The sequence below is a fragment of the Phreatobacter sp. GW821-FHT04C01 genome, from assembly GCF_059420385.1.
The window spans coordinates 144,554-171,295 of record NZ_JBWKTP010000008.1; the positions used below are offsets into that span (position 1 = coordinate 144,554).

Genomic DNA, 26,742 nt, shown 5'->3' on the forward strand with positions numbered 1-26,742 from the left:
GCACGAGGGAGCGCCCGCCGGCCGGCCGCATTGCGACGAGGCGAATCGCCTGCGCATTCAAAGCACTGCTGCCCGATCCAGCCCGCCAAGCCCCATGCCCTGGCCGGCTCGGGACCATGCCGTCACGGCGTCGCGAAACAGGCGGCCGATCCCAGGCCCAGGCAGACCACGCTGCCGTTGAAGCGCGGATCTTCGACAAGCCCTTTGGCGGGAGCTCCGGCCAGCATGGCGAAGGCCTTCATGGCGTAGAGCGATGCCGGTCCGATGCTATTGGCCCGCGACGCCCAATCGACCGCGCTGGCAAGCTCGCTGCCCGATGCGCCGGCCGGCGTGACCGAGAGGCTGCCGGCCTGGAATGTCACGAGATAATTGGCCGACGCGACCAAAGAGCCCTGGGTGATGGCATAGCTGCCCGGTCCGCTGGTCGCGGTCGCCGTGGTCGCGAGTTCACCCGACAGGCTGTCGCCATTGGCGAGGCCCCGGCCGCCAATGCCATAGGTCAGCGGCGGATTCGGTTGGCCGGCGAGCCGGCTGAGGTCGTTGGCCGTGATGGTAATGGCGCGCTGGGTGATCGTCAGGTTCGCGCCGACAACGGTCAGGGCGTAGTTCGAGGACGCCGCCAGCGTCCCCTGGGTGATGCCGTAGCTGCCGACATCGGAGGCCGCGGTGGCGCTCGTTGCGAACCCGCCGGTCAGGCTGTCGCCATTGACGAGCGAACCGGAGGTCACCCCATAGGCGAAGGTCGGGTTGGCGTCGCCATAGACCCTGGACGCGGCATTGGCGGTCACCGTGATCGCCCGCTGGTTCACCGTCAGGCTGGCGCCCGCATAGGTCACGGCATAGTTCGAGGAAGCCGCCAGCGTTCCCTGGGTGATGCCGTAGAGGCCGACATTGGAGGTGGCCGTGGCTGATGTCGCCAAGGCGCCGCTCAGGGTATCCCCGTTGACCAGCGAACCGGACGTCACCCCATAGGTGAAGGTCGGATTGGCATCTCCGTAATCCCGGGAAGCGGCGTTGGCGGTCACCGTGATCGCCCGCTGGTTCACCGTCAGGTTGGCGCCCGCATAGGTCACAGCGTAGTTCGAGGACGCAGCCAGCGTTCCCTGGGTGATGCCGTAGAGACCGACATTGGAGGTGGCCGTGGCCGATGTCGTCAAGGCGCCGCTCAGCGTATCGCCGTTGACCAGCGAGCCGGACGTCACCCCATAGGTGAAGGCCGGGTTGGTGTCGCCATAGGTCCTGGAAGCGGCATCAGCAGTCACCGTGATCGCCCGTTGCGTCACCGTCAGGTTCGCGCCGGCATAGCTCACGAGATAGTTCGGGTTGTTCGCCGTCGTCACCGTCCCCTGGGTAATGCCATAAGCGCCGACACCGCTGCTGCCATCCGCCGTGGTCGCGAGCGTCCCGGTCAGCGCGGCGCCCGCGCCGAGCGACGTGGTGGTGAAGGTCAGAACCGGATTGGCGTCGCCATAGGCCCGGCTGAGCGCATTGGCGGTGACCGTCACGGCGCGCTGGTTCACCGTCAGGCTCGCGCCCGCATAGGTCACGGCATAGTTCGAGGAGGCCGCCAGCGTCCCCTGGGTGATGCCGTAGAGGCCGACATTGGAGGTCGCCGTGGCCGACGTCGCCAAGGCGCCGCTTAGCGTATCGCCGTTGACGAGCGAACCGGACGTCACGCCATAAGTGAAGGCCGGGTTGGTGTCGCCATAGTCCCGGGAAGCGGCATTGGCTGTCACCGTGATCGCGCGCTGGTTCACCGTCAGGTTCGCACCAGCATAGGTCACGGCATAGTTCGAGGACGCCGCCAGTGTTCCCTGGGTGATGCCATAGAGGCCGACATTGGAGGTGGCCGTGGCCGATGTCGCCAGGGCACCGCTCAGCGTGTCGCCGTTGACCAGCGAACCGGAGGTCACGCCATAGGTGAAGGCCGGGTTGGCGTCACCGTAATCCCTGGAAGCCGCATTGGCGGTCACCGTGATCGCTCGCTGCGTCACCGTCAGGTTCGCACCGGCAAAGGTCACGAGATAGTTCGGATTGTTCGCCGTCGTCACCGTTCCCTGGGTAATGCCATAAGCACCGACAGCGCTGCTGCCATCCGCCGTGGTCGCGAGCGTCCCGGTCAGCGCGGCCCCCGCGCCGAGCGACGTGGTGGTGAAGGTCAGACCCGGATTGGCGTCGCCATAGGTCCGGCTGAGCGCATTGGCGGTGACCGTCACGGCGCGCTGGTTCACCGTCAGGCTCGCGCCCGCATAGGTCACGGCATAGTTCGACGAGGCTGCCAGCGTTCCCTGGGTGATGCCGTAGAGGCCGACATTGGAGGTCGCCGTGGCCGACGTCGCCAAGGCGCCGCTCAGAGTGTCGCCGTTGACCAGCGAACCGGACGTCACGCCATAGGTGAAGGCCGGGTTGGTGTCGCCATAGTCCCTGAAGGCAGCATTGGCGGTCACCGTGATCGCGCGCTGGCTCACCGTCAGGCTCGCGCCGGCATAGGTCACGGCATAGTTCGAGGAAGCCGCCAGCGTTCCCTGGGTGATGCCATAGAGGCCGACATCGGAGGTGGTCGTGGCTGATGTCGTCAAGGCGCCGGTCAAGGTGTCGCCGTTGACCAGCGAACCGGACGTCACTCCATAGGTGAGGGTCGGGTTGGCGTCACCATAGGCCCTGGACGCACCATTGGCGGTCACCGTGATCGCCCGCTGACCCACCGACAGGTTGGCGCCCGCATAGGTCACGGCATAGTTCGATGACGCAGCCAGCGTTCCCTGGGTGATGCCATAGAGACCGACATTGGAGGTGGCCGTGGCCGATGTCGTCAAGGCGCCGCTCAGGGTGTCGCCATTGACCAGCGAGCCGGAGGTCACGCCATAGGTGAAGGCCGGATTGGCGTCGCCATAGGCCCGGGAGGCGGCGTCGGCGGTCACCGTGATCGCCCGCTGCGTCACCGTCAGGTTCGCGCCCGCATAGGTCACGGCATAGTTCGAGGACGCAGCCAGCGTTCCCTGGGTGATGCCATAGAGGCCGACATTGGATGTTGCCGTGGCCGATGTCGCCAAGGCACCGCTCAGCGTGTCGCCGTTGACCAGCGAACCGGAGGTCACGCCATGGGTGAAGACCGGATTGGCGTCGCCATAGGCCCTGGAAGCGGCATTGGCGGTCACCGTGATCGCCCGCTGCGTCACCGTCAGGTTCGCGCCGGAATAGCTGACGACATAGTTCGGGTTGTTCGCCGTCGTCACCGTCCCCTGGGTAATGCCATAGGATCCGACAGCACTCGTGCCGTTGGCCACGCTCGCCAGCGTGCCGGTCAGCGCGGCCCCCGCGCCGAGCGACGTCGTGGTGAAGGTGAAGACCGGATTGGCGTCGCCGTAAGCCCTGCTCGCGGCATTGGCTGTGACGGTGACCGCGCGCGCCGAAACGGTGAGGTTCGCACCGATATAGGTGATCGCGTAATTGGCATTGGCCAGGGTTCCCTGGGTGATGCCATAGCTCCCGACATTGGATGTGGCCGTCGCCGCGCTGGCCAAAGCTCCGCCCAGCGTGTCGCCATTGATGAGCGAGCCCGCGGTCACCCCATAGGTGAAGGCCGGGTTGGCGTCACCGTAATCCCTGGAGGCGGTATTGGCCGTCACCGTGATGGCGCGCGGCGTGACGGTGAGGTTCGCGCCGACATAGGTGATGGCATAGTTCGAGGACGCCGCGAGCGACCCGATTGTGATTGCATAGGCGCCGACCCCTGACGTGCCATTGGCGCTGGTGGCGAGACTGCCCGACAGCGTGTCGCCATTGACGAGCGAACCCGAGGTCAAAAGATAGGTCAGCGCCGGATTGGCGTCGCCATAACCTCGGGTCGCGGCACTGGCCGTCACGGTGAGCGGGCGGGCGGCGACCGTCAGCTGGCCACCGGAGAGATAGACGAAGCGTGTCGCCCCGCCATTGGCGAAGCTCCCGACCGCGCCGGTTCCAACCGATGTCGAATAGCTGCCGACGCCGCTCGTGACCGTCGCCGTGGTCGAATAGCTCACAGCTGTCGTGATGGTGTTCCAGCGGCCCGCGCCATAATAGGTGGCCTCGGTCGGATTGGCGTCGCCGTAATAGCGGGTCGCGGCACCCGACACGCCGACGACACCGGAGACGCCAAAGAGCTCTGGCCGGTAGCTGGCATTGGCCGGCGCCCATACCGTCGGGTCGAAGCCGACGAAATTGGCCGCCACCTGCATTTGCGCCGTGGTCAGTCCGGCTCCGCCATCACTGATGGCCAAGCCGGAGGTCTGGACATTCCAATAGGAATTGGTCGTGGTGCCCCCGGCATTGGTGGTGCCGACCAGGCCGCCAAGATAATTGGCGGCGCTGACCGCTCCGGTGGAATAGGACTGGCTGATCGCACCTCCGGCATTCCAGCCGACCAAGCCGCCCGCTCCCCAATTGCCGTTGACCGTGCCGGTCGCATAGGACTGGGTGACGACGCCGTAATTGGTGCCGACCAGGCCACCGGCCCAGAATGACGAGGCGCCGTTGATGGTCCCGGTCGCATAGGACTGCTCGACCCGCCCCCTGTTCGTGCCGACAAGCCCGCCGACTCCCTGGCTCCCGGACGAAGCGGTGACACTGCCGGTGGCATAGGACTGGCTGATCGTGCCGCCCTCGTTCAGACCGACGAGGCCGCCGATGTTGAAGCCGCCGCTGATGGCGATCGAACTCGACACGCCAGTGACAATCGTGCCCGTGCTCCGCCCGATGACAGTACCGGTATACTGATTGCCGGCGATGCTGCCGCCAATGAAGGAGACGTTGCTGACCGACCCGTTCCAGGTGAGGCCGAAGAGACCGACATTCTCCTCGGTCGGCCGGTTGATCGTCAGACTGGTGATCTTGTGGCCCTGGCCGTCGAAATTTCCGGAATATTCGGTGCCGAAGCTCTGGCCGATCGGGACGAAACCGGCACCGCCGTTCCAGCCGCTGGTGGCGGTGGCGTCGATATCGCGGCCGAGCGCATAATTGCCACCGCTATTGGTCGCCATGGCCTGCAACTGGCTGAGCGTATTGACCAGCATATAGGCGGTGGTCGGGCCGGTCGACGCCGCGCTGTAGTCGGTCGGCGCGGCATAATTGGCGGCATTGTAATAGACCCGCGTCGTGCCATTGGCGAGGCTGACCGTGCCGAGCAGGCTGACCGAGCCGATGCCGGTACCAGTCGCGTCGGACTGAAGGACGAGCCCGGCCCCGCTGGCGCTATTGGTGACGCTGACGCCGGCATTCACGGTGATGTTGCGATAGGCCGACAGCGTCAGCGTCGTCGGCGATGTCCAGGTGACGCTGTTGGCCACCGTGATGTCGCCGGACTGCGCGCCACCCGCACCTGTGGTGACCTTCACATTGGCCCCGGCCAGCGCGTTCTGCAGGGTGGTGACATTGATGACGCTGTTATTGCCGGTGGCGCTGAAGCCGGATTGGTTCGCGTCCACGCCGCTGGAGATCGTCACGTCGTAGGGGTCGAGCAGCAGGTCGCCGAAGCGGCCTGATACCGCCGAGAGATCGGTGAAGCCGGTATAGCCGAGATGGGCCTTGCCGGAGACCTCGGCAAAGCCGCCATCGCCGCCCTGGGCGCCGCCACGCGCAGTGATCAGGCCGGCGAAGCGCGTGTCGAGATCCGACCAGACGATGACCCGTCCGCCATTGCCTGATCGCAGCGCATCCGCCCGGATCGTCGTCGCCGCGTCGATCGTCGTGGTCTCGGCCCGCTGCAGCGTGCCCGTGCCCTGATAGTCGCCGCCAATGCGGATCTGGCCGCCGCCGTCGCGGCCCGAAGCGTCGAGCGTGGCGCCGCGCATGTCGATGGTGCGCGCGGTCACCGTGATGCGCCCGCCCGTCGCCGGCGCTGCCGCCCGGGTGGGGCGCGCCGGCCGGCTCTGGCTCGCCTGGCGCTGGCGTGTTGATACGTCCAAGCGCCCCGTGATGGAAACGGCGCCGTCGCCGCCACCGAGGATGATCTCGCCTTGTCGGCCGGAGACCGAACGGGCCTCGACCACGCCGGAGAGATTGACCGCCTGGCGCACCGCGTCGCGCGCCTGCGCCGCCCGGATCTCGACCCTGCCGCCATCGGCGCTGATCCGTCCGGAATGGGTGACGAGCGCGCCATTGCCCTGGGTCTTGGTCGGCAAGGCCACCTGCAGGAAGCCGTCGCCGGAGAGATCCAGCGTCGCCTGCTCACCGGAGCCGAGACCGACCCGCCCGAGCGGCACCGAGATGGTGCCGGCATTGTCGACCGAGCCACCGATCAGGGCTGCATAACCGCCCCGGCCAATGGTGATCCCGCCGGCATTGGAGACGGCGGCGGAAGCGCCATTGCCGGTGAAAGTGCGCCGGCCGGCATTGAAGTCCTCATCGGAAATGCCGAGCGTGGACGCCACGAAGCCGGCCGCATTGACCGTGCCGGTCGAGGTGATGGCGATGCCGTTCGGATTGACCAGGAAGACCTGGCCATTGGCGTTGATCTGGCCTGCAATCGTCGACTGGGTATTGCCGGTGACCCGGTTGAGCAGAGCCGAGGAAGCCGAGGGCTGGACGATATTGACGGTGGCCCCCGCCCCCACCGAGAAGCTCTGCCAGTTGACCACCGCCGAACCGGTCGACTGGTTGATAGTCATCTGGGTCGCCGAGGGCGTCGCGATGGTCACCCCGCCCGAGGCCACCGTGCCGCCGGTCGGCAAGGCCTGGCCATAGGCCGCCGAGGCGCTGACCAGCGCGGTGGAAGCGAGCAATAGGGTTGCAAGCGAGCCGTGCAACGGCCTGACAGGAGCTCCAACCCAACTCATCGCGACCTCTCGACAGCGCACTCGGCCGGCCCAAAGGCCGTCGATGGCGCACGGGGCGCCATCTCACCAACCGCAAGCTGTGCATCCGTCGAGCGGCGTTGTCGTCGCAATCAGCGCAAAGAAACCTCTCATTGCGCGCAAAAGGACGAATTTCACGACGAAATCGACTCGATCTTCGGGAGCCCGGCGCCGAGGCTCAGCGCTTGCGCGCCAGGAAGGCCTGCATATGCGCCTGCGGTTCGCCGGTGGCGAAAGCCTGGCCGAAGACCGCGACGCTCGCGGCGATCGCCTGGCTCAGCGGCAGTTCCTCGAACTGTCGCAACAATGCCTTTTGCGCGCGAATCGCTTCCGGCCCGCAGGCAAGAACCGGCGCAAGCGCCTCGTCCACCGCCGCGTCCAGATCATCGGACGACGCCACCACATCCACAAGGCCCCAATCGAGCGCGGTCCCGGCATCGATGGTGGCGCCGGTGAGGATCAGCCAGCGCGCCCGGCCCGCGCCGATCAGCCGTGGCATCAGGGCGGCATGGATCACGGAGGGAATGCCGACCTTGACCTCCGGCATGGCAAACTTGGCGGTCTCGGCGGCGATGCGCATGTCGCAGGCCATGGCCAGCTCCAGGCCGCCGCCCAGGCACCAGCCGCCGATCCGCGCCACGACAGGGGCAGGAAACTGACGCACCGCCTCGCAGAGATCGCGCAAGCCCATGATGAAGCGTTCGGCCGATGCCGGCTCCAGCTCGACCATTTCCTTGATATCGGCCCCGCCGATGAAACTCGTCTCGCCCGACCCGGTCAGCACCAAGGCTCTGAGACCGCTGTCGCCGGCGAGCTCGGTGAGGCCGGCGGTCAGCGCCGCAATGATCGGGCTGCCGAGAATATTCGCCTTGCCGGCATTGCTGATGGTGAGTCTGACCACCCCGTGGCCGCGCCGCTCCACGGCGCAATGGTCGTTCAGCATGGTCATGTCTGGGTCCTTCCCGGCAATGGATGGTCGGTCAGCATTGGCCGGTGGCCCTGGCCGGGCAATCCCCCGGTGCGCAAGGCCGGCCCGCCGCCGCACATGCGAGCCAACGGCCTCGGCCCGCGGCTCCTCGCTCCAGCCGGGCGTCTCGTGCGACAGCCATCGCCGCACGGACGCCGGCGGAACGTCTCGCTCACCAGAGGTTCTTGCCGTCGATCACCTCGACGGGCACGGCGTCGAGGTCGAAATCGTCGAACAGCCGCGTATTGACGCTGACTTTCGGGTTGTCGAAATCCGCCGTCCCGGTCGACCAGTCGGGCGTCTCGGTAAAGGTGCCGCAGCCGCAGGTGGCGCAGAAATGATGGGCGACCGTCTTCGAGCCCCAGCGATAGGTCGCGACCTGTTCGATCGGCGTGGTCAGCCGGAACTGTTCCGGCTTGTAATAGGCCCAGAGCGCGCCGCGCTTCGAACAGAAGGAACAGGTGCAGCGGGTCACGCTGGCCGGTGCCTCGTTCAGCTCGAACCGCGTCGCGCCGCAATGACAGCTTGCCTTGATGGTCATGAGAGCTTCCTCCGCCGGTCGCCCGCTTGCGACCCTTCCGAGGGATCGCCTAGCAGCCCCCTGCTGACAGGGCGTGTCAACAGCAGCGCCGCTAGGCGAGGCGTCCGGCCGGCTGCTGGCCGTAGCTCCGGTATTTGCCGACCACGGTCATGATCTCCTGGTCGCCGAGGATCGGCGGCGTGCCCAGGCTGCGGCAGAGGATATATTGCCTGGCGAGCTCCTCGACGGTCACCGCCAGCGACAGCGCCTTGGCCATGGAGACATGGGCGGCGACCACGCCGTGATGAGCCAGGAGGCAGGCCCGCCGCCCGCGCATCGCCGCCGTCACGGCATCGGCGAGCTCCTGCGTGCCGAAGGTCGCGTAACCGGCGCAACGGATATCCGGGCCGCCGGCGGCGGCGATCGAATAATGAATAGCGGGAATGTCCAGCCCCATGATGGCCAATGCGGTCGCATGGGTCGAATGGGTGTGCACGACGGCATTGAGGTCATCGCGCGCCTCGAGGATATCGCGATGCAGCCGCCATTCGCTCGACGGCAGCACGTCGCCGTCGAAGCTGCCGTCCCAGCGAACCTCGACGATCAGTTCGGGTGTCAGGGCATCATAGGCGATGCCGGTCGGCGAGATCAGGAAGCCGGCGCCATGGCGCATGCTGACATTGCCCGAGGTGCCCTTGTTGATGCCGAGCCGGTTCATGGCCCGGCAGGTCTCGATCAGTTCTTCGCGCAGCCCGGTATTGCCGTTCATGGCCATCTCCTGCCTGTCAGTCCGTCTTGAAGCCGCCCGCGCCGGTCGCGCCGCAGGCCGGGCAACCGCATGCCCCGCCGAAGACCCGCCTCTGCCAGGCGCCATAGGGCGCATGCAGGCTGGCGAGATCGCCCTTGTCGGCGGCGAGCGCACGCAGTTCGCTGGCGCAGGCCGCGGCCTCGTCCAGCGCCTCGTCCTCGTCGAAGCTCTCGATACGGCCGTGACGCATCAGCCATTCTCCGCCGACCATCAAGGCGCTGACCGCCCGGGCATCGGCATGCATCACCAGGCTGTCGATCGAGATGGGCGCGGCCGTCAGCGGCTCCCGGCGAAAATTCACCACCATGAGATCGGCCGCCGCGCCCGGCGCGAGCTGCCCCTGAACCTGTTCGACGCCGAGCGCGCCGGCCCCGCCGGCCGTCGCCGCGCGGAACGCTTCCGCCGGCTTCAGCCAGGCCTCATGATCCGAGCCCGGCGCGCGCCCGGACATGACGGCGAACCGCATCGCTTCGAACAGGTCGTGACGGCCGCCAGTATTCGAGCAGTCGGTGCCGAGCGCCAGCTTGAGCCCGGCATCAAGACACGCCCGCAGATCAAGCTGGCCGGAGCCGAGCATGCGGTTGCTCGTCGGGTTGTGCACCAGCGTCACGCCGCGGCGCGCCAGCAAGCGGTGGTCGCCGGGCCCCAGCCAGATCCCATGCGCGACCGACAGGCGCGGGGTCAGCAACCCCTGCCGGTCCATCTCGCCGACCAGGCCGCCCGGCCAGGCTGCCCGGCTCGCCGCAGCCTGCGGCAGGGTTTCCAGGAGATGGGTATGGGCCCCGAGGCCGAGCTCGTCCTGCAGCGCGCGCCAGAGCGCGATCATGATGGGAGAGCAGCGCTGTGGCCCGTTGGGGCCGAGCAACAGGCTGATGCGGGCGGCGTCACCCCGCCCGGCCTGTGCGGCGAGATCGGCGAAGGAAGCGCGCACATCATCCGGCGAGCGCGCCACGCGCGGCGCCAGCTTGGCCAGCACGTCTGGGTTCAAGGGAATGCCGAGGAAGTCGTGGTCGGCGACGTCCTGGAAGAATGGCGCGAAACCGACCCGCATGCCGGTCCTGGCATGGGCCTCGAACGCCGCCTGAAGGAAGCCGACCTGCGGATAGTGGTCGACATAGCCGGCAATGCCGTTGCGGATCATTTCCGCGGCGGTGAGCATGATCGCCGCCCTGGCGCAGCGCTCGGAAAAGCCGCGACCATATTTGATCGCGTAATAGGACCAGAGCTCGAGCGGCATGGAATTTTCTGTGCCGCGCAGCAGGGTCGAGCTCGAATGGACATGGCCGTCATAAAGCGGCGGCGCGATCAACGCGCCGCGCACATAGAGCACGGTATCGGCACTGGCGGCCGCCGCCTCGACCTCGCCGGGCGTCAGGATCGCGGCGATCCGGTCGCCTTCGACCAGGACGCCGCCCGGGACCGCGCCGAGATCGTCCCGGCCGGTCCAGACCTGGCCGCCGCCGATGCAGATACGCCTGGTCGTGCTCACCATGATCGTCGCGTGTCCCTCAGCCGAAATGGGCGCGCAGCGCATCGGCCGCGAACACCCCCTCGCCGGTGGCAATCGCGCCAACGAATTCCGGCGGCGTGACGTCGAAGGCCGGATACCAGCCGCGCGCCAGGGGGGTGGCCGTCGGCTGCCCCAGGCACATCAGGCTCTCGCGTCCGTCGCGCTCCTCCATCGGCACCTGGTCGGGCGTCGCGGCATGGCGATCGGGTGCCGGCACCATGGCGATATAGGGAATGCCGAAATGCCGGGCGGCGATGGCGATCTGCAAGGTGCCGACCTTGTTGATGACATGGCCCGACAAGGTGACGCGATCGGCAGCGGTCATGTAGCGGGTGACGAGGCCGCGATCCATGGCATGGGCTGCCATGTTGTCGGTGATCACGGTGACGTCGATGCCCATTTCCGCGACGCTGTGGGCGGTCAGCCGCGACCCCTGCAGATAGGGCCGGGTCTCGGTGCAGACGACCTTGACGCGCTTGCCGGCACGCAGCGTCGCGGCCAGCGTCTCGATCAGGCTCGCCTCGGCCCAGCAATGGGTGAGAATGGTGTCGCCGTCCTCGACCAGTTCCGAGGCATTCTGGCCGAGCCGCCGGTTGCGCGCGAAGCGCTTCTCCCAGGCATCCTCCATGACCGCCCGCATGCCCGAGGCGAAATGATCCGGTGCCAGGCCGCGCGCCGCCGCGGCCATCATCGAGACGACCGTGCGGATATGGTTGTTGGTCGGCCGCGTCGCGGTCAGCCGCGCCGCCGCCCGGTCGATGACCGCGAGCCGCTCCTCGACGCGTGCGCCGCTCTCGGCCACGCGGGCCGCCAGCACCATGCCGGCGCTGGCGGCGAAGAACGGACCGCTGCTCTGGGTCACCATCTCCTCGATGGCGACGGCGACATCCTCATAGGTGGCGCAGGCGACGAAGCGAAGGTCGAAGGGAAAAGTCCGGCGGTCGAGGATCCGCACCGCGTCATCGTCGAGAATGACGCTCTGGCGCACCAGGGTGGGCTCGACAAGGCTGATGTCATGCATGACCGGCCTCAGCTCCGATCGAGCGGCGTGACGGTAGCGGCCGTCAGCGTGGCGCCTCCGTCGGCAGCCCTGCGATTGTCCCAGAGCGTCAGCCGCCGGATCGCCTCGGCGCCGGTCTGGCAGGCCCGGAGGACGCCGCCATTGTCGCCCCATTCGCCGGTCATGCGGTTGGCGATGACCGAGCAGACCGAGCCGGCGCGCAGGCCGGAGAGGCGCGCGAGCGTGAACAGCGCCGCGGTCTCCATCTCGAAATTCAGCACCTCGGCGCGCTTCATCTCCTCGAAGATGCGCTCGCCCTCCAGCGATTTGTGGCCGTTGACCCCGGGACGCCCCTGCCCGGCCAGGAACGAGCCGGAGGTGGCGCCGGTGCCGACGCGATAGGCATGGCCGAGCGTTGCAGCGGCATCCGCCAGCGCGAAGGTCACCTCATGCGAGGCGGCCGCCGGATATTCCGGCCGGACGTAGAGATTGGTGGTGCCGTCGAGCCTGACGGAAGCGTCGTTGATGATCAGCGAGCCGGTCTTGATGTCGTCGCGCAGCGCACCGGTGGTGCCGACCCGGATGAAGGTATCGATACCCAGGCGGAACAGGTCGTGCAGGATGATCTCGAGCGAAGGCGCGCCGATACTGGTCGATACCGCGCCGATGCGCACGCCGCCATAGCTGCCCACCGCGGCGCGATAGCCGCGCGGCAGATCGACCACCTGGGCCTCCTGCCACTGCCCGGCCATCACCTTGACCCGGTCCGGATCGCCCGGAAGCAGGACGTAGCGCGGCAGGTTGAGGGTCGCGAGCAGGTCATGGCGGGTGCTGTCGCCGGTATCGGCGGTCGCCTTGGTGCGCACAGGGGCATTCATCGGAACAAACTCCTTGGAGATCGTGCGGGCTGAGGCCGTGCCTCCACCCGATGCAAATCAGGCCGTTCGCCAGCGGACGAAGCGCCATTCCAGCACGGCGACCGTGCCGAACATGACCAGAGCCAAAGCCGACGAGGTCAGGATGGCGGCATAGAGCAGGTCGGTGCGGTAGTTGAACGTCGCCTGGATGATCAGCGCGCCGATACCGGACTCGGAGCCGATCCATTCGCTGACGATGGCGCCGATGACGCTGGTGGTGCAGGCGATCCGGAGCGCCGAGAACAGGAATGGCATGGAGCGTGGAAGGCGCAGCCGGAAGAACACCTCGCGCCTCGTCGCCGACATCATCCGCATCAGTTCGAGTTCCGACGGCGACACGGATTCGAAGCCGCGGATCATGTTCACCAGGGTCGGAAAGAAGCAGATGATCGCCGCGATCATGATCTTGGAGGCGATCGACAGCCCGAAAATGGTGATCAGCACCGGCGAAAGCGCAATGACCGGGATCGTGTTGAAGATGATCGCGACCGGGAAATACATGCGCTTCAGCGTGGCGCTGTGAATGAAGACGCAGGCGACCGCCACGGCCGCGGCATTGCCGATGAGAAAGCCCGTGAGGGCCTCGATCAGCGTCGGCCAGAGATTGATCAGCAGCAGGGCGCGATGCACGCCGACCGCCTCGATCACCCCGACCGGGCTCGGCGCGATGAACGGCTTGACGTCGAAGGCGACAATCGCCCCCCACCACAAGGCCAGCAGCGACAGGAGGCCGAGAACCGGCCAGAGCCCGTTCGCCAGGCGCCGGTAGGCCACTGGCCTCGAAACGGCCCGTATCGTCACGGTCTTGGGCGAGGCGGCGTGTGCCATCTCGGCCTGCGATCGCGTCGTCTCGATGATGGTCATGCCGCGCTCCCATAGGCGCGTTCCAGCACGGCGCGCAGGTCCGATGTCATGGCGAAAAAGGCGGCGTCGTTGCGGTCGATGCGGTTGTCCGGCTTGCGCGCCCTGAGGTCGATGGTCTCGATGATCCGGCCTGGCCCCGCGCCCATCACCACCACGGACTGGCCGAGAAAGGCTGCCTCCGTCAGGCTGTGGGTGACGAAGACGACGGTGGTTCCGGTCTCGCGCCAGATGCGCAGCAATTCGTCATTGAGCCGGTCGCGGGTGATCTCGTCGAGCGCGCCGAAGGGTTCGTCCATCAGCAGCACGTCCGGACTGGTGACGAGCGCACGGGCGATCGAGACGCGCTGGCGCTGGCCGCCCGACAATTCGTGCGGCAGCGCGCTCTCGCGGCCCTTCAGGCCGACCAGCTCGACCAGTTCCTCGGGCGTCCGGCCGTCGCGGCGGCGCCGGCCCCAGTCGCCGACCTGCAGCGGCAGGCGCACATTGTCGATGACGCTGCGCCAGGGCAGCAGGGTCGCGTCCTGGAAGACGAAGGAGATCCGCCGCTCGGCGCGGGCGCGCGACGGTTCCGCGCCGAACACCGCGACCTCGCCTTCGGAACAGGGCAAGAGGTCGGCGATCGCCCTGAGAAGCGTCGACTTGCCACAGCCGGACGGGCCGATGAGTACGACGAACTCGCCTGCCTCGGCCTTCAGCGACACGCCGGTGAAAGCCAAGATGTCCTGGTCGCCACGGCTGAAGGCGACGCCGGCATCGGCGACGTCGATCGCCCATTGGATCGGTTGCAGCATCGGATCAGCCCAGTCGCGGCCGCGCATCGGCGGTCATGTCGAGAATGTCATGGGTGGCGAAGCCGGCGATATCAGGCACCCGGGTCTCGAAACGCTTGATGCTGTCGAACAGCTTGATCTGCCGCTCAATCCGCTCCGCTTCGAACCAGCCCCAACCCTTGGTCCGGGTGACGCGGTCGAACGAGATTTCCATCACGATGTCGACAGTCGCCCGCTCGATCTCGCGGTCGAGATTGGGATAGGCGTCGCACAGGATGTCGATCGCCTCCGCCCGGTTCTGGAACGCCCAGCCCCAACCCTTGGCGACCGCCTTGACGAAGCGCGCGAGCACCGGCTTCTGCGCCTCATAGGTCTCGGACGAGGTGAAATAGGCATTGGCGTAATTGGTGATGCCGGCCGATTCCGAGGTCATCACGATCCGGTCCGGGCCGATCACCTGCATGGCCTTGGTATTGGTGATGAATCCGGTGACGGCATCGACCTGGCCGGTGGTCAGCGCGGTCATGTCATGGCCCATATTGACCACCCTGACCTTGGCCGGGTCGATGCGGTGCTGCGCCAGGATCAGGTCCAGGATGAAGCGGCCGGTGGGCTGCACCGCGACCGTCTTGCCGACGAAGTCGGAGGGGATGCGGATCGGCGCACGCGGCAGCGAGATGAAGGCATAGGGCGAATATTGATAGCCGCAGGCGAACATCTTCACCGGCCGTCCCGCGCCATAGGCCATCAGGGCCTGCGAGGTGCCGGAGAGCTGGCCGACCAGCGCCTGGCCCGTCAGCACCGGCGGCACGGTCTGGGCGTTCGGGCCGCCGGGCACGAAACTGACGCTCAGGCCCTGTTCGGCAAAGAAGCCCTTCTTCTCGGCGATCACGTCGCCGATCTGGCCATTGCTCATCAGCCAGTCATATTGAACCTTGAGCGCCGTCAACCCCTGGGCGTCGGCCGGGCCGATGCTGGCCAGGGCACCGCCGCCGAGGCCGATCCCGGCCAAGGCCGCGGCGGATGCACGGAGCACGTCGCGGCGGCTCGGCGGCGACACAAGCGAACGATCTGGCCCTGATGTTCCCATCGACCCCTCCGGTCTCGATTTCGATTGCTTTTTGGTCTTTTGCGCGGCGCGGCGCCGTCTGTCGCGGACACTAGGAGCGATCGCCGACAGCGGTGAAGGGCCAGATGGGGTGAATCTGGAAGGCCAGAAGCGGCTTGTGTGACCTCCGGCGTTTTCGGCATCTGCCTTCGGCAGTTCGCGCCGGAGCCACCACTCCTCACCTCTCCCCGGCGGGGAGAGGTGAAGGGGGCCCTTGCGCCGATGCCAAGGAGACAACCCGCAGCGCAATGCATTGACTTAATCGGTCCCGCTCGAACCTCTGCACTGCCGCACGGCTTCGGCCAAGGCGCGGATACCGGGATCGATCTTCGGCGCGGGGATCGACGAGACGCCGAGCCGCATGAAGCGGCGGCAGGGATCGGGGCCGTGGAAGAACCGGTCGCCGGCGTCGAACACCACGCCCTTGGCCGCCGCCGCCAGGGCGGTTCGACGGCAATCGAAACCCGCGGGACCCTCGACCCAGAAGCTCGAGGCGCCTTCCGAATGGCGCCAGGCAAAGTCCGGCATCCAGCGCCGCAGCGCCTCGTCGAGCGCAAGCGACCTTTCGCCCAGCGCCTTGGCCGCGCGGCGCAGATAGCCGCGGTAATAGCCACGCTCGATGAAGATCGCCAGGGCACGCTGGTTATTGCCGGGCGGGTGGCGATGGATCAGCCGCCTGAGGGCCCTCACCTGCCGGATGACCAGGGCCGGCGCGACGATGAAACCGAGGCGAAGCCCTGGCGCCACCAGTTTCGACAGGCTGCCGATATGGATGACCCGCTGGTGCCGGTCGAGGCCCTTCAAAGCGGCGAGCGCGCTCGGCTCTCGCAGCAGTTCATTGTCATAGCTGTCTTCGATGACGATGACGTCCCTGGCCGCCGCCCACTCCAGCAGCGCCAGGCGGCGCTCGGCCGGCATGACCGCGGTGGTCGGGCATTGGTGGCCACCGGAGACATAGACATAGTCGCAGCCGTCAAGGGCTTCGGACACGACGAGGCCCCCGTCATCGATGGCAAGCTCGCGGATGCGGGCTTCGGTTGCCCCCAAAATATGCCGGAAATCGGCCAGGCCCGGATTTTCCATGCCGACCACGGTACCGCGTCCGGCCAGCAGTTGGGCGACCAGGTAGCGCGCCTGCTGGCCGCCCAGCGTGATGATGATCTCATCCGGCCGGGCCCAGATGCCATGATGCGGCAGGATATGCCTGCGCAACTGCTCGACCAGTTCGACGTCGTCCTCGTCGACCACGTCCCGGCCCCATTGGGCGATCTCCAGCACGCTGAGCGCGGCCCGCTCGCATTCCCGCCAGTGATTGGTCGGAAACAGGCTCGGATCGAACTGGCCATAGGTGAAGGGGTAGCTCGGCTCGGTGTCGACGGCTCGCGTCGCCCCTGCGCCGTCATCGGCAAGCGCGATCTTGAAGCGGCCGCGCCAGTCGGGACCGGTCGTGGCTTCCGCCTCGACCGGGGCGGCGGACGGGCTCGGCATCTGATCGGCAACGACCACGCCGGATCGTGGCCGCACCACCAGGTAGCCCTGTTCGACCAGGCCGCCATAGGCCAGCATCGCGGTGTTGCGGCCGATCCTGAGCATGCGCGCGAGATCGCGCCCCGAGGGCAGGCGCGTGCCACGTGCCAGCCGGCCGGCCTCGATCGCGCGGATCACCGCGCGCATGATCTCGACATAGCTCAGCCGGTCGCCGCGCTCACTCGCCGCGAAGACCGATGTCCAGGCGAGGTCGGCGGCGGTGCCTTTGGTCCTGGGCGCCATCGCTGCTCAGTACAATGGCCCGGGCGCCGGCGGAAGAGCCGGTGGCTTCAGGCCGGCAAGTTCAGGCCGGGACCGGCCGGAACGCCCGGCTGGCGGCGATCGCCAGCGCCACGAAGATCACCAGGGTGAGGCCCTGCGACAGGGCGAAGGGCAATTCCGACTGGGTCGGCGCGGCGGCCCTGAGCACCGGGATCTTCATGAAGGCCTGGGCGATCGCGACGAACACCAGAAAATAGAGGCTGAAGACCATGCCGGCAGCATAGATCCAGCGCCAGGAGCCCTCGAGACGAAAGACGAAGCGGGCCAGAAGCACCACGGCCAGCAGCACGAGGGCGATGGCGCCGACCACATGGGACGGCAGGACGCCGTTGAACGGGAAGCCGTAGCCGGTCGCGCTGGTCAGGACGGCGGTGACCAGGAAGAGCGTGGTCCAGAACGACGTCGTCACCGAGCCGAACAGCCCATAGATCGCCGGAATGCCCGCAACGATGGCGATGATGCTGATTGCCGTATGGATGGCCGTGAACGTAGCCAGGTCGAAAATCATGACATGCCCCTGTTGCCCGCGAAATCCGCCACCTCGGTCGCGTCGCACTCCGCCGGCCACGGCCATTGCGCGCAACCGCATCGGCGGCACGGCGCAGCGGTTTCGTTATCTGTCGGCGGTTGAGTGCAGGCGATCCGGATCAACCGATCTTGTCGTATGGAATGGCTTTAAACAAGGACACGTGCATGCCACATCGGGGTCGCCTGCCCCGCGAAAAGCGGCGCATTGGATCTCACCGGTCTTTCGCGACATAATCCGGTTCGGCGCAGCGACCGCGCCGTGGCAAGGCCAACACCTGATGACCACGCTTTCCACGCCTCCACGCGGCCCCGCTTCGGCCGAACGCGACCTGCATTGGACCTTGTGGGACTGGCGCCGGCAGGTGAGCGATCTCTATGCCCGCATCCGTGCGATGACCGATCCGGTGGCGGCCGCGCAGCATTGGCGTGACGTCCGCGGCGCGCTGTTCCGTGATCATCCGCAGACGCCGCTGGCGCCGGGCGCGCCGCTGCCGCGCTATTTCGATCATGATGCGCGCCTGCGCTTCAACGTCGAGGTCGCGCCCGCCCGCGAGACCGCGCCTTATCACCTGCCGGCCGGCCGCGACGGCACGGTCGAACTGCTGCCCTTCGGCGAGACGGCGGGCTTGAGCGAAACTCTCGGGCGCGAGCTGACGCTCTATTGGATCGGCGGTTATGGCGGCGGCGTGTTCCTGCCGTTCCTGGATGCGACGACCGGCCGGACCACGTTCGACGGCGGCCGCTACCTGCTCGACACGATCAAGGGCGCCGACCTCGGCTGGACCGGGACCGGCCGCATGATCCTCGACTTCAACTTCGCCTATAATCCGTCCTGCGCCTATTCGCCGAAATGGATCTGCCCGTTGCCGCCGGCGGCCAACCGGCTCGACGTCGCGATCGAGGCCGGCGAGAGAGTCTAAGGGCCGCGATACCCCGCCCGATCGGGCGAGTGTTCACGGCGGCCCAATCGAGGCACTGTGGTCCCAAGCAACAAAGGGCGCGCCAAGGCGCCCGCCAGGGAGGATTGCATGACATTGTTCGATCTCGCCGGCAAAACCGCTGTCATCACCGGCTCGTCGCGCGGCATCGGCAAGGCGATCGCCGAGCGTTTCGCCGAGCATGGCGCCCGTGTGGTGATCTCGTCGCGCAAGGCCGCTGCCTGCGAGGCGGTGGCCGAGGATATCAACAGCCGCCACGGTGCCGGCCGCGCCGTCGCGATACCCGCCAATATCTCCTCCAAGGAGGACCTTCAGCGGCTGGTCGACGAGACCGGGCGCGCTTTCGGCGCGATCGACATTCTCGTCTGCAATGCCGCGTCCAACCCCTATTACGGGCCGCTCGCCGGCATCAGCGACGACCAGTTCGGCAAGATCCTGAGCAACAACATCATCGCCAACAATTGGCTGATCTCGATGGTCGCGCCCGGCATGATCGCGCGCCGCGACGGCTCGGTGATCATCGTCTCGTCGATCGGGGGTCTGCGCGGCTCGCCGATCATCGGCGCCTATTGCATCTCAAAGGCAGCCGACATGCAGCTCGCTCGCAATCTGGCGGTCGAATACGGTCCGCACAACGTGCGCGTGAACTGCATCGCGCCCGGCCTGATCAAGACCGATTTCGCCCGGGCCTTGTGGGAAGACCCGGAGGGGCTGGCCGAGCGCACGGCCACGACACCGCTCAGGCGCATCGGCGAACCCGACGAGATCGCCGGCGCCGCCGTCTTCCTCGCCTCCAAGGCCGGCTCTTTCGTCACCGGCCAGAACATCGTGATCGACGGCGGCGTGACCATTTGAACTGAGTGGGCTCAGAGAGCCACGACATACATGACGAAGCTCTCGGCCGGCGGGCCGCCGCGCTCCGCGTAGAGGGCCCGCGCCGGCCAATTGTCCGGCTCGGTGCCGACCTCAAGCACTTTCCGCTCGCGAGCCATTCTGCGGCCGAGAATGGCTCGCGAGCGGAAAGTGCTGTCAGCCTCCTCGCAACCCAAGCTCTTGCCGATGGCGAACATCCGGTCGAGCATCGCCCGTGCGATGCCGTGGCGTTGAAAAGCCGGGCTCACGCCGACCTCGTCGATATAGAGCTCCGTCACCTTGTCGGGGTGACGGTGAACCACCGCGGCCGTCTGACCGACAATCCAGCCGTCATGCAGCGCGACGATCATGTGGTGGCCGGGTGCGGCCAGATAGGCGGTCAGGCGCCCGATATCGACCGGCTCGTCGAAAACGGCCTCGGCCACCCGTTCGAACAGCGCCGCGTCACCTTGCCCTACCTCACGGATCTCGACCTGCATTGCACCCTCTTTGTCCGGATCGTCCAAAATGATAATGCGCTTGCCATGCCAGACCAGAGTGCAGCCTTGAATCGCCGCCGCTTCGGCCGACGCTCGATCCTGCCGGCGCTCTGGCTCGTGGCGGCCTGCCTAGCCATGGCGCCGACGCGCGCCCAGGCCCAGGCGGCGGATGGCGAGACGCTGGAACAGACACTCTGCCGGCTGATCGAGACCGGGGCACGGCGGCATAACCTGCCCGTGCATTTCTTCACCCGCCTGATCTGGGCGGAGAGCAGCTTCCGGATCGGTGTGGTGAGCCCGGCGGGCGCGCAGGGCGTCGCGCAATTCATGCCCGGCACGGCCCGCGAGCGCGGCCTCGCCGATCCCTTCGACCCGGAACAGGCGATCGCCGCCTCGGCGGCGTTGCTGGCCGATCACGTCAGGCAATTCGGCAATCTGGGCCTCGCCGCCGCCGCCTATAATGGCGGCCCGACACGGGTCGCGAACTTTCTCGGCGGCCGCGGCGGCCTGCCCGCCGAAACCCAGGATTACGTCTACCGGATCACCGGGCGCACGGCCCAGGACTGGGTCGAGGAGCTAAGGCGCGCGACGCCGGCGCCGGGTGTCCTGCAGGACCATCCACAGCAGGCCTGTCTGCAGGTCACGGCGCTGCTGCGCCGGCCCGGCGGCAGCCTGGCCGCCGTCGAAGGCCCCTTTGCTCCCTGGGGTGTGCAGCTCGCCGGCCACTTTTCCAAGGCTATCGCCCTGGCGAGCTATGGTCGTGCACGCGCAAGGCTCGCCGGCATTCTGGGCGATACCCAGCCGATGATCATCGGCTCGCGGCTGCGCAGCCGTGGATCGAGCACATTCTACCGGGTCCGCGCGCCCGCCCCGACACGCCGGGCAGCCGATGCGCTGTGCGACCGGATCCGGGCTGCCGGCGGCGCCTGTATCGTGCTGCGGAATGGCGGCCGGACCTGATCAGCTGCGCTTCCGGCCCTGGCTCTTGAAATCTCCGCCACTTGCCGCCATCTGGTCGCTCGCCCGCAACGAAGAGAGCCATAGCCTGCCATGACCAGTGTCGACGCTAGCGTCCCCGAGAGCCGCACCTTCGAGGCCGATGTCGCCAAGCTGCTGCATCTGATGGTGCATTCGGTCTATTCCGACAAGGACGTCTTCCTGCGCGAATTGATCTCGAATGCCGCGGATGCCTGCGAGAAGCTGCGCTACGAGGCGATCGCCGCACCGGCTTTGCTCGGCGACGACCCGAAGCCCCGCATCACCTTGACGCTCGATACGGACAACCGCCGCCTGACGGTGGAAGACAATGGCATTGGCATGAGCCTCGCCGACATGGTGGAAGCGCTCGGCACCATCGCCCGCTCCGGCACGAAAGCCTTCATGGAGCGGATCGAGGCGAACAAGGCGGGTGAAGGCGCCCAACTGATCGGCCAGTTCGGCGTCGGCTTCTATTCGGCCTTCATGGTCGCCGACAAGGTCGACGTGATCTCGCGCCGCGCCGGCTCGGATGAAGCGACCCTCTGGTCGTCCGACGGCAAGGGCTCCTATACCGTCGGCCACGCTGCCCTCGACGAGGCGCCGGCGCGCGGCACCCGTGTCGTGCTGCACCTGATGGAGGACGCCAAGTCCTATGCCGAGCGCTTCACGCTCGAACGCATCGTCAAGGCGCAGTCCGGCCACGTGCCGGTGCCGATCGCCATTCTGGACAAGCCGGGCGCCGAACCCGCCGAGATCGCCGATGGTGCCGCGCTCTGGACCAAGCCGAAATCCGAGATCAGCGAAGACGACTATGCCGACTTCTACCGCAGCGTCGCCGGCCAGTTCGACAAGCCGGCCTTGACCCTGCACTACCGTGCCGAAGGCCGGCACGAATATTCGGTGCTCGCTTTCGTGCCCGGCTCCAAGCCTTTCGACCTGTTCGACCCGGACCGTCACGGCCGGATGAAGCTCTATGTGAAACGCGTCTTCATCACCGACGAGGCCGAGCTTCTGCCGCGCTATCTGCGCTTCGTGCGCGGGCTGGTCGATTCAGCCGATCTGCCGCTCAACGTCTCGCGCGAGATGATCCAGGAAAGCCCGATCCTCAGCGCCATCAAGAAGGGGGTTACCCATCGGGTGCTCGGCGAGCTCGACAAGCTCGCGAGCAACGATGCCGAGGCCTATGCCACCGTATGGGAAACCTTCGGCGCGGTGCTCAAGGAAGGCCTCTATGAGGATTTCGAGCGGCGTGAGGCGCTGCTGGGTCTCGCCCGCTTCAAGACGACGGCCTCCGGCGGTGCTTGGCGCACGCTGAAGGAGTATGTCGCAGGCTTCAAGGACAACCAGACCGCCATCTATTACGTCACCGGCAACGATCTGGAGCGGCTCGAGGCCTCGCCCCAGCTCGAGGGCTTCCGCGCTCGCGGCATCGAGGTGCTGCTGCTGCCCGACCAGGTCGACAGCTTCTGGGTCACCGCCGGCATCGACTTCGAGGGCAAGCCGTTCAAATCGGTGACCCAGGGCGCCGCCGACCTGACCCTGATCCCGCTCGCCGAGGGCAAGAGCCAGCCCTCCGCCGAGGCAAGCGAAGCGGTCACCGGCTTCATCGCCTTCGTCAAGCTGACGCTGGGCGATGCCGTCTCGGACGTGCGCGCCTCGGACCGGCTGACCGAAAGCGCGGTCTGCCTGGTGGCGCCCGACCACGGCATGGACCGGCAATTGGAGAAACTGCTCGCCGGTTCCGGCCGGCTGCCGGCCGCGACCAAGCCGATCCTGGAGATCAATCCCGGCCATGATCTGGTCGTGCGGCTAGCCGCACTCGGCGAGGACGAGGCGGCATTCCGCGAGGACGCCGCTCACCTCCTGCTCGACGAGGCACAGATCCTCGACGGCGAGCGCCCGACCGATGCCAGGGCCTTTTCCGGCCGGCTCGGCCGGCTCATCGGCCGCGGCCTGACGGCGGCCGGCTGAGCCGCGACAGCAATGACTCAGGCGCTCAGGCGATCGCGCGATATTGCGCGACGCCCGAGGGCAGGAGTTCGGCGACGAAGAGATTGCCTTTCCCGTCGCCCCAGAGGCCGTGGGGATAGACCGAGAAGGCGCGCATGGCGCCCCTCACCCGGCCATCCCGGTCGAGCCTGACGATACGCGGCGTCTGATCGGACACGAAGAGGTCGCCGCTCGCATCGCCCCAGATGTCCATCGGCTTGGTGAAGCCGGTCCAGACATCCAAGAGGCGGCCGGAACGGTCGAACACCTGGATCCGGTTGTTGTCGCGATCGAGCACGATCACCCTGTCATCGCGGGTGACCCAGACGCCGTGCGGGCAGGCGAACTGGCCGGGCGCTATGCCGGGTTCGCCCCAGCTTGCGATCAGCCGCCCGTCCGGGCCGAAGCGATGCACCCGCGCATTGCCGTAGCCGTCGGTCACATAGATCTCGCCATCGGCGGCAACCGCCATATCGGTCGGATGGTTGAAGGCCCCGGCCCAGCACGGCCGGTTGAACGTGCCGAGCTCCAGCGTGATATCCCGGTTGCCGTTGAAGCGCAGCACCTGATGGGCGTCGAAGGATGTGACGAAGAGGTTGTCGGCAGCATCGAAGGCGATGCCGTGCACGCTCGGCAATCGCTCGTGGTGCCAGCTCTCTTCCAGACGGCCGTCCGGAGCGAAAACCAGCACCGCCGGCGTGCTGCGCTGGACCACGACGACGCGTCCGTCGCTGCGCACCGCCAATTGGCTGATCGGTCCGAATTCCTGGCCGGCGGGCATTTTCGCCCAGTTGCGCTCGACGGCGTAGTGGCTGACGCCATCGGTAGTGATCAGGCTTGCCGTCGAAAGCGGGCTCGGCTGCACGATGCATCTCCGTCGGGATTGCGGGCCGCCCTTCGCCTCTTCCCGGAGCGGCAACGGGATTCGCGCATCTCAAAAGTATCCGTGTGCTCGGTGGCCTGCGCGGTGGTCAACTGCCCTTCGACGCCTCGTGCGAGAACCACTGCCCCACCTCTCCCCGCTGGGGAAAGGTGAATGGCGGTGGTTCAGGCGCTACCTGGGAAGGCGCGAACGATTGTCGAACGCCATTTCTTGCCTCGCCTGGGAGCAGGCGTCTCGCCCTCTCCCGTTCACTCGTTCAGGTGATCCCGCGAAGTCTCACGTGCGATGGCCAGCATGGCCAAGGTGATCGCCAGCGCGGCCACGACATAAAGCGAGATCGCGGTCGTCGTGCCGTAGCGCTGGAACAGAGCCGCGATGATCAAGGGCGCGAAGCCGCCGCCGACCACGCCGGCGAAGGTATAGGCGAGCGAGGAGCCGCTATAGCGCACGTGGGTCGGGAACTGCTCGACGATGAAGGCGGCTTGCGGGCCATACATGGCCGCGTGGAACAACAGGCCGACGGTTGCGCCCACCACGATCATCAGCGGCTCCTTGGTATCGAGCAGCGTGAAGAAGGCGAAGGCCCAGACGACGCCGCCAATGGCGCCGAGCGCATAGACCGGCCGCCGGCCGATCTTGTCGGACAGGAGCCCGAACAGCGGCACCGCCAAAGCGTTGAAGCCGGCGCCGATGAGCACGGCGGTCAAGGCCAGCGAACGCGGCAGGTTCAGGACCTGCGTCACATAGGTCAGGATGAACACCACGACGAGGGCATAGAGCACGTCCGAGCCGATGCGCACGCCGCCGGCGACGATCAGGCGACGCCAGTGCTGGCTCAGCACCTCGCCGATCGGCGCCTCGGCCTTGGTGTTCTGCTCCTCCATCTCCTTGAACATCGGCGTCTCGTCGACGCCCCGGCGGATCCACAGGCCGAAGATCACCAGCACGACGCTGAGAATGAAGGGAATACGCCAGCCCCAGGCGAGGAAGTCCTGGTCCGACAGGCCGAACGTGACGAGCGCGATGACCGCAGTGGCGATCAGCGTGCCGGCCGAGGGTCCCATCTGGGTCCAGGACGCGTTGAGGCCGCGCCGGTCCTGGCGGCCGTGCTCGACCGACAAGAGAACCGCGCCGGCCCATTCGCCGCCGAGCGCGACACCCTGAATGAAGCGCAGCGCGACCAGCAGGATCGGGCTCATCACGCCGATCGTCTCATAGGTCGGCAGCAGCCCCATCAGCAGGGTCGTCACGCCCATCAGTACCAGGGTCGCCACCAGCACGAAGCGCCGGCCGAGCTTGTCGCCGAGATGACCAAAAATGACACCGCCGAAGGGCCGGGAAACATAACCCACCGCATAGGTGGAAAAGGCCAGGATGATGCCCACCAGCGGATCGAAGGAGGGAAAGAAGACCTTGTTGAAGATCAGCGCGGCCATCGTGTTGTAGATGGTGAACTCATACCATTCGAGCGTGGTGCCGATCAGACTGGCGGAGGCCAGTTTGCGCATATCCGGGCTCTCGGGCAGTCGATCTGTCGCGGTAACGGCCGTCATGTGGTTCCCCTTGCTGGATTGTTTCCATGCGTGAACGTCGCGGGCAGCGCGCGGGCGCGCAGCCGAAGCATCGCGACGCATTGACTCCGGCCTCAGCCGGCGAGCATCGCCTCGACCGCACGGGCGATCGCCAGGAAGGCGCGGTCGGTACCCCTGCGGCCGATCAGCATCAACCCCACAGGCAGTCCCGGCGCGGCGACCGGCAGCGAAATCGACGGGCAATCGAAGAGATTGGCCACGCGCGGATTGCGCAGGATCAGCCCATTGACCCGATGGAAGGCCTGGTCGTCCCTGACATCCGCGATCAGCGGCGCGGTGATCGGCACGGTCGGCAGCGCGAAGACGACATTGTCCTGCATGCGCGCCTGGAGGTCGCCGACCAGCCGGTCGCGCAGCCTGACCATGCGGACATAGTCCGGCGCCGCCTTGCCCTGGCCCGCTTCGATCCGGGCGCGGGTCTTGGGATCGACCTCGACGAGGCTCTCGACATCGAGCTCTTTCAGCGTCGCGGCGAGTTCGATGGCGGTGAAAGCACCGATCGCATCGATGGCCGCCAGCCGATCGAGTTCGGGCTCGAGCGAACCGTCCTCGACGACGGTTCCACCGGCGCGCAGCCGGCCGATCGCATCGTCGAAAGCCGCCGTGACCGCCGGTTCGGCGTCCGCGAACAGTCGCCCGCGCGGAACCACGAGACGAAACCCATCGGCCGGAAGCCGGGGCAGCGCCGCAGGCGCGACGCCGGCCAGGATCGCATCGGCGAGCGCGCAATCCGCGACGTTACCGGCCATCGGCCCGACGACATCGAGCGTGGACGACAGCGAAAAGGCTCCCGATGTCGGCACGCGCCCGGCCGTCGGCTTGAACCCGACCGCACCGCAGAGTGCCGCGGGAATGCGCAGGGAACCGCCGGTATCGCTGCCGATGGCGATCTCGCTCAGACCATCGACGACAGAGATTGCCGCCCCGGTCGAAGAGCCACCGGCAATGCGCGCCCGGTCATGCGGATTGCCGGGATCGCCGTCATGCGGGTTGAGGCCGACGGCCGAGAAGGCGAATTCGGTCATCAGCGTCTTGCCGACGACGACGGCGCCAGCCTGCCGCAGCCGTGCGACCGCCTTGGCATCCTGTCCGGCCGGCGGCTGTCGGCGCAACACCGCCGACCCCGCGGCGGTCACCTCGCCGGCGACATCGAACAGGTCCTTGATCGACAGGATGAGGCCATCGAGCGGGCCGAGGCCACGCCCCTCGCGACGGCGCCGGTCGCTTTCAGCTGCGGCACGCCCGGCATCATCGCGGTAGAGCCTGGTGAAAGGCGACGGGACCCGATCCGCGGCGCCGATCCGCTCCAGGGTTCGGGCAAGACGGGCGGAGGCGTCTTCATTGCGATCGGCGGCGGCGCGGTCGGCTGTCGTCATGAC

20 protein-coding genes are annotated in these 26,742 nt (G+C 67.2%); 4 read left to right on the forward strand and 16 right to left on the reverse strand.

Annotated features, from left to right (window positions below; all coding sequences use genetic code 11):
- Positions 1-122 precede the first annotated feature (122 nt).
- The 12 genes from AC07WJ_RS26445 to AC07WJ_RS26500 all read right to left on the reverse strand — a co-directional run bounded on the left by AC07WJ_RS26445 (position 123) and on the right by AC07WJ_RS26500 (position 17,611).
- On the reverse strand, positions 123-6,758 hold the full coding sequence (locus AC07WJ_RS26445) for an MBG domain-containing protein (protein ID WP_494937672.1): 6,636 nt from the start codon (positions 6,756-6,758) through the stop codon (positions 123-125).
- A 250-nt stretch (positions 6,759-7,008) separates the two neighbouring features.
- On the reverse strand, positions 7,009-7,779 hold the full coding sequence (locus AC07WJ_RS26450) for an enoyl-CoA hydratase (protein WP_494937673.1): 771 nt from the start codon (positions 7,777-7,779) through the stop codon (positions 7,009-7,011).
- Between the two features lie 190 nt (positions 7,780-7,969).
- The gene (locus tag AC07WJ_RS26455; RefSeq protein WP_494937674.1) at positions 7,970-8,338 is read right to left on the reverse strand and encodes a GFA family protein; all 369 of its coding nucleotides are present in this window, start codon (positions 8,336-8,338) and stop codon (positions 7,970-7,972) included.
- A 91-nt stretch (positions 8,339-8,429) separates the two neighbouring features.
- Positions 8,430-9,086, reverse strand: a complete 657-nt coding sequence (locus tag AC07WJ_RS26460; RefSeq protein WP_494937675.1) for a class II aldolase/adducin family protein — start codon at positions 9,084-9,086, stop codon at positions 8,430-8,432.
- A gap of 16 nt (positions 9,087-9,102) precedes the next feature.
- Positions 9,103-10,617, reverse strand: a complete 1,515-nt coding sequence (locus AC07WJ_RS26465) for an amidohydrolase family protein (RefSeq protein ID WP_494937676.1) — start codon at positions 10,615-10,617, stop codon at positions 9,103-9,105.
- Positions 10,618-10,633: 16 nt separating this feature from the next.
- Positions 10,634-11,656 (reverse strand): s-methyl-5-thioribose-1-phosphate isomerase, encoded by a 1,023-nt coding sequence (locus AC07WJ_RS26470; protein ID WP_494937677.1) that lies wholly within the window; start codon positions 11,654-11,656, stop codon positions 10,634-10,636.
- Between the two features lie 8 nt (positions 11,657-11,664).
- Positions 11,665-12,513 (reverse strand): nucleoside phosphorylase, encoded by an 849-nt coding sequence (locus AC07WJ_RS26475; protein ID WP_494937678.1) that lies wholly within the window; start codon positions 12,511-12,513, stop codon positions 11,665-11,667.
- 57 nt (positions 12,514-12,570) lie between these two features.
- Positions 12,571-13,416 carry an ABC transporter permease gene (locus tag AC07WJ_RS26480; RefSeq protein WP_494937679.1) on the reverse strand — a complete coding sequence of 282 codons (846 nt, stop codon included), beginning with the start codon at positions 13,414-13,416 and terminating at the stop codon, positions 12,571-12,573.
- The gene (locus AC07WJ_RS26485; protein WP_494937680.1) at positions 13,413-14,207 is read right to left on the reverse strand and encodes an ABC transporter ATP-binding protein; all 795 of its coding nucleotides are present in this window, start codon (positions 14,205-14,207) and stop codon (positions 13,413-13,415) included. The genes AC07WJ_RS26480 and AC07WJ_RS26485 overlap by 4 nt, the downstream gene beginning before the upstream one ends.
- Positions 14,208-14,211: 4 nt before the next feature.
- Positions 14,212-15,222, reverse strand: a complete 1,011-nt coding sequence (locus AC07WJ_RS26490; RefSeq protein WP_494937681.1) for an ABC transporter substrate-binding protein — start codon at positions 15,220-15,222, stop codon at positions 14,212-14,214.
- Between the two features lie 330 nt (positions 15,223-15,552).
- The gene (locus tag AC07WJ_RS26495; RefSeq protein ID WP_494937682.1) at positions 15,553-17,064 is read right to left on the reverse strand and encodes an aminotransferase-like domain-containing protein; all 1,512 of its coding nucleotides are present in this window, start codon (positions 17,062-17,064) and stop codon (positions 15,553-15,555) included.
- Positions 17,065-17,125: 61 nt separating this feature from the next.
- A complete protein-coding gene (locus tag AC07WJ_RS26500) occupies positions 17,126-17,611 on the reverse strand; it encodes a hypothetical protein (RefSeq protein WP_494937683.1) in 486 nt (161 codons plus the stop codon).
- Positions 17,612-17,909: 298 nt separating this feature from the next.
- Here AC07WJ_RS26500 and AC07WJ_RS26505 point away from each other — a divergent pair, with 298 nt between their 5' ends.
- The gene (locus AC07WJ_RS26505) at positions 17,910-18,551 is read left to right on the forward strand and encodes a DUF1684 domain-containing protein (protein WP_494937684.1); all 642 of its coding nucleotides are present in this window, start codon (positions 17,910-17,912) and stop codon (positions 18,549-18,551) included.
- A gap of 108 nt (positions 18,552-18,659) precedes the next feature.
- Complete coding sequence (locus AC07WJ_RS26510) at positions 18,660-19,424, forward strand: SDR family oxidoreductase (protein ID WP_494937685.1); 765 nt, start codon at positions 18,660-18,662, stop codon at positions 19,422-19,424.
- Positions 19,425-19,435: 11 nt separating this feature from the next.
- Here the strand turns inward: AC07WJ_RS26510 and AC07WJ_RS26515 are convergent, their stop codons facing one another.
- Positions 19,436-19,948: a GNAT family N-acetyltransferase gene (locus tag AC07WJ_RS26515; RefSeq protein WP_494937686.1), complete on the reverse strand. Its 513-nt coding sequence runs from the start codon at positions 19,946-19,948 to the stop codon at positions 19,436-19,438.
- Positions 19,949-19,966: 18 nt separating this feature from the next.
- On the opposite strand from AC07WJ_RS26515, the gene AC07WJ_RS26520 reads away from it, so the two are divergent.
- Together AC07WJ_RS26520 and htpG are read left to right on the forward strand one after the other, a co-directional pair.
- A complete protein-coding gene (locus tag AC07WJ_RS26520) occupies positions 19,967-20,881 on the forward strand; it encodes a lytic transglycosylase domain-containing protein (protein ID WP_494937687.1) in 915 nt (304 codons plus the stop codon).
- Positions 20,882-20,971: 90 nt separating this feature from the next.
- Positions 20,972-22,870, forward strand: a complete 1,899-nt coding sequence (gene htpG, locus AC07WJ_RS26525) for a molecular chaperone HtpG (protein ID WP_494937688.1) — start codon at positions 20,972-20,974, stop codon at positions 22,868-22,870.
- A gap of 25 nt (positions 22,871-22,895) precedes the next feature.
- Here htpG and AC07WJ_RS26530 read toward each other — a convergent pair whose 3' ends face one another.
- The 3 genes from AC07WJ_RS26530 to AC07WJ_RS26540 all read right to left on the reverse strand — a co-directional run bounded on the left by AC07WJ_RS26530 (position 22,896) and on the right by AC07WJ_RS26540 (position 26,739).
- Positions 22,896-23,753, reverse strand: a complete 858-nt coding sequence (locus AC07WJ_RS26530; RefSeq protein WP_494937689.1) for an NHL repeat-containing protein — start codon at positions 23,751-23,753, stop codon at positions 22,896-22,898.
- Positions 23,754-24,019: 266 nt separating this feature from the next.
- Complete coding sequence (locus AC07WJ_RS26535; protein WP_494937690.1) at positions 24,020-25,324, reverse strand: MFS transporter; 1,305 nt, start codon at positions 25,322-25,324, stop codon at positions 24,020-24,022.
- A 92-nt stretch (positions 25,325-25,416) separates the two neighbouring features.
- Positions 25,417-26,739, reverse strand: a complete 1,323-nt coding sequence (locus tag AC07WJ_RS26540) for an amidase (protein ID WP_494937691.1) — start codon at positions 26,737-26,739, stop codon at positions 25,417-25,419.
- Positions 26,740-26,742 lie beyond the last annotated feature (3 nt).